The following is a 3,164-nucleotide window of genomic DNA, read 5'->3' on the forward strand; positions in this document are numbered from 1 at the left end:
CCGCGAGGGGCACGGAATTCCCGGGGAACCCTGGAAGGGTTTGGAAGGTTCCCTCTTCGGGGAATCCTCCGAATTCATTCGGGGGAGGACGTCAAGCCAACAGCAGCCGGTAGTTTAAAAGACATTTTAAAACAACCACCCGCGTGACAAATCACGCGGGTTTTTTTGTGGGCTTCCGGGAGGGAGCTCCAAAACAAAAATGCCATGCGCTCTTGCAAGCGTATGGCAAAAGAAAGGAGTTTCTTAAGGCTATGATAGTGGAAACCCCGGGCGTTGTCAAGCAGGAAAATGGAAATCCAAACCGTTTTTACGAACTTTACGGCAGAACGATTGCCGAACAGGGTGTGGCTCCCATTCCCACCGCTTTGTTCCGTTACCAGAGGGAATTGGGACTTTCCTTCCAGGAGGTGGCTTTTATCTGCCACCTTTTGAGCTACCGGTGGACCGTTAAGGATCCTTATCCCTCCATCAGGGAACTCAGCAAGTTAACCGGCGTGAGTGAAAAGACCCTGCATTCCTATAAAAAAAGCCTGGTTGAAAAGGGACTGATCGTTGTACGCAACAGGTACGATTCCAGCAACGGCCAGCTGAGCAATGAATATGACCTGACGCCTGTCTTTGAAAAGCTGCAGCAGATTATTCAAAGCGAAACCTCCGATTCCGGACAGGGGTGTGTAAAAAATACAGACCCTCCTCTTACCCGGGTGGATCATGCCGGGGGGTGTGAAAAAATTTCACACCCCCCACTTTCCGAATTTCAGAGGGGGGTCTGTAAAAATTTCACCCCCCCTCTTACCATGGGTTCAGACGAATTAAATAATAATATATTTGTTGTTGTTGATGTTGATCATGATACCGATGATTACCAAAAACCGGGAGATAATGTACCCGCAGATAACCACGGCAAAACGCAGGACGATCCCGTAACGGGCACCCATCCACCCCTTAACGCCGCTGTTCTGGGGGAGTTGCAGGCGGCGGTGCTGGTGGCCACCGGCGCCCGGGTGCCTTCAGAGTTCCTGGAGGAACTCCTGCTGGAGTTTCCAAAAGAAAAGATCAGGGAGAAAATCAAACTTATCAGTGAAATGGGCAGCGGTACGGAAATCAGGAACGTTCCCGGCCTGCTGGTTGCCGCTCTCAGGGAAGATTACAGGCACGAACCCGGGCGGCCGCAGGGCCGGGTCGATAAAAATAAATCAAAAACTAAACAAGCGGAAAGTAAAACGGATTCTGAGGAACACGAGAAGCTGAGAAAGCGGGAACTGCTGAAATCCCTTTATCTCTCTTGAGTTGTTCCGCAGTGAGGTGAAGTGGTAATCCCTCTAATTTATCTCGGAGGTTTTACTTACTGCACGGGAGAGCTGGTACACGATGTACTGGTTGAGACTGACCCCTTCCTCCCGCGCTTTTTCGGCTAGAATGCGATGCAGAGATTTCGGGGCGCGCACCAGGATGCGCCCGCTATAGCTCTCATCCACCGGTTCCGGGACTTCTTCGTTCCTTTCCAGGGCATCCGCAATCCAGCAGCGCTTAGCGTCTTCGACCATCTCCATAAGTTCCTCCAGGGTTTCGCCCTGGGTAAGGCAGCCGGGGAGATCCGGCACTTCCGCGACATAGCCCCCCTCGGGAGAAGGGTGGATCATCACCCTGTAAGGCAGGCGAAGGTAATATTCCAGGTCTTTATTCATCTTCCTGCGCCTCCTCTAGAAGTTTGATTGCCCTTTTAATGTAAGCAACCAGGATGTATGGTTGCCGGTAGGGGACTACCAGCTTCAGTTTTCCTTTCCGGTAAACGTAGTGGCTGGACCCGCCTCCCGGTTGGCTGCGCTCAAACCCCGCCCTGCGGAGCACCAGGTCCAGCTCATCAAACCTCACGGTTTTCGGGTTGCGCTTAATCTTTTCCAGGAGCTTTTTCAGGTTGCCCAAAGGATATCACACCCTGTTGCCGTCATGATAGCATATTCGATAACACCGCGTCAATCTGCAGTACATTAAAGACACTGCTCAGGTGGCCCGGAATACAACGTTGACATGTTCATCGTATACTCCGAGTTGGACAAGGGCAAACCGATGCCGGGAGGGTGGCCGGGGACTATCCCGGGAGCGGGGATTTACGCCCACATCACTCTGGCCATTCCCCTGTCCCAGACGGCGGCGAACTGGCTGGGCCTTAGCCAGCCGGTGATCTACATGCCGCTGGATGCGTTTGCCTGCCCAAACAGGTACCATGAGACGTACCGGCAGTGGCAGGGGGGATAATGTTGGTCTGGTTTGTAATTGTTTCCCTGGGAGCTTGGTGGGTAGAGCAGTTCATTGACAAGTAAGAAAGGGCGTGATATACTTCATGTAAGAAATGATTACCGGAGGGTTGGCAAAAATGAGTGAACACTATATTGCACGGGTAACTACAAAAGGACAGGTAACGGTTCCGCTGGAATTGAGGAAGTCCCTGAATATTAAAGAAGGCGATTACATCCTCTTTGAAAAAAAAGGTTCCCGCGTAGAGATAAGGAAAATGATTCCTTTTAATGATTTTGAGGAATTCGCCAGGCCGATCAGGGAAAGGTTCCAAAAGGAAGGCATAACCCCCAGGGACGTTGAGGAAGCGATCAATTGGGCACGACGGGGCGTGAAGTAATGAGAATAACTGTCGATACCAATATTCTTATTTCAGCCCTCGGGTGGAACGGTCCGGAAGCTGCCGTTATCGAAATGGTTCTGGAATCAAAGATAGAGCTTTGCCTTTCAGCCCAGATCCTGAGTGAATTTTACAGGGTGACTCAATATCCCAAGTTTCGTTTCACTAACGAAGAAGTTGATGGTTTTATCGGAAGGCTATTACCCGTGGTTATTTTCGTAACCCCCACGCAAAAAATTGATGTTGTTACCTCGGACCCTGACGACAATAAAATAATTGAATGTGCCATTGCTGGCGAATCGGATTATATAATTTCCGGCGATAAGCATTTGTTGGAGTTAAAAAACTACAGGGGAATAAGCATACTGAGGGCATCTGATTTTTTGCAGTTGCTATTGAGGATTTAGGTACCAAACAGGCCACGGCTGTTTTTTTATAAACTTCCGCCGGGAATACACCTGAATTCATTCAGGTGATGAAAGGCGGCCGTATTTCAGCAGGGGGAGACCGCTTAACAACGGTCTCT

Annotated in this window: 6 protein-coding genes; 4 read left to right on the forward strand and 2 right to left on the reverse strand. The window is 50.3% G+C overall.

Annotated elements, in window-relative coordinates; all coding sequences use genetic code 11:
* Positions 1 to 251 precede the first annotated feature (251 nt).
* Positions 252 to 1,289, forward strand: coding sequence for a helix-turn-helix domain-containing protein (locus J2Z49_RS14585; protein ID WP_307403899.1), 1,038 nt, complete (start codon positions 252 to 254; stop codon positions 1,287 to 1,289).
* Between the two features lie 33 nt (positions 1,290 to 1,322).
* Here J2Z49_RS14585 and J2Z49_RS14590 read toward each other — a convergent pair whose 3' ends face one another.
* Together J2Z49_RS14590 and J2Z49_RS14595 are read right to left on the reverse strand one after the other, a co-directional pair.
* A complete protein-coding gene (locus J2Z49_RS14590; protein ID WP_307403902.1) occupies positions 1,323 to 1,688 on the reverse strand; it encodes a type II toxin-antitoxin system HicB family antitoxin in 366 nt (121 codons plus the stop codon).
* On the reverse strand, positions 1,681 to 1,926 hold the full coding sequence (locus J2Z49_RS14595; RefSeq protein ID WP_013823546.1) for a hypothetical protein: 246 nt from the start codon (positions 1,924 to 1,926) through the stop codon (positions 1,681 to 1,683). The genes J2Z49_RS14590 and J2Z49_RS14595 overlap by 8 nt, the downstream gene beginning before the upstream one ends.
* A 105-nt stretch (positions 1,927 to 2,031) precedes the next feature.
* Here J2Z49_RS14595 and J2Z49_RS14600 point away from each other — a divergent pair, with 105 nt between their 5' ends.
* The 3 genes from J2Z49_RS14600 to J2Z49_RS14610 all read left to right on the forward strand — a co-directional run bounded on the left by J2Z49_RS14600 (position 2,032) and on the right by J2Z49_RS14610 (position 3,045).
* On the forward strand, positions 2,032 to 2,259 hold the full coding sequence (locus tag J2Z49_RS14600) for a hypothetical protein (protein ID WP_307403904.1): 228 nt from the start codon (positions 2,032 to 2,034) through the stop codon (positions 2,257 to 2,259).
* A 94-nt stretch (positions 2,260 to 2,353) separates the two neighbouring features.
* Entirely contained in the window at positions 2,354 to 2,638 is a 285-nt protein-coding gene (locus J2Z49_RS14605) for an AbrB/MazE/SpoVT family DNA-binding domain-containing protein (protein ID WP_307403906.1), read from the forward strand.
* Complete coding sequence (locus J2Z49_RS14610; RefSeq protein ID WP_307403908.1) at positions 2,614 to 3,045, forward strand: putative toxin-antitoxin system toxin component, PIN family; 432 nt, start codon at positions 2,614 to 2,616, stop codon at positions 3,043 to 3,045. Before J2Z49_RS14605 ends, J2Z49_RS14610 begins: the two co-directional genes overlap by 25 nt.
* Positions 3,046 to 3,164: the final 119 nt, after the last annotated feature.

The sequence above is a fragment of the Desulfofundulus luciae genome (genome assembly GCF_030813795.1).
Classification (GTDB): Bacteria; Bacillota; Desulfotomaculia; order Desulfotomaculales; family Desulfovirgulaceae; genus Desulfofundulus; species Desulfofundulus luciae.

What these genes read in the sequence shown, in the direction of transcription:
- J2Z49_RS14585 (WP_307403899.1), top strand. Translation starts at nt 252, where the DNA reads ATGATAGTGGAAACCCCGGGCGTTGTCAAGCAGGAAAATGGAAATCCA.
- J2Z49_RS14590 (WP_307403902.1), bottom strand. Translation starts at nt 1,688, where the DNA reads ATGAATAAAGACCTGGAATATTACCTTCGCCTGCCTTACAGGGTGATG.
- J2Z49_RS14600 (WP_307403904.1), top strand. Translation starts at nt 2,032, where the DNA reads ATGTTCATCGTATACTCCGAGTTGGACAAGGGCAAACCGATGCCGGGA.
- J2Z49_RS14605 (WP_307403906.1), top strand. Translation starts at nt 2,354, where the DNA reads ATGATTACCGGAGGGTTGGCAAAAATGAGTGAACACTATATTGCACGG.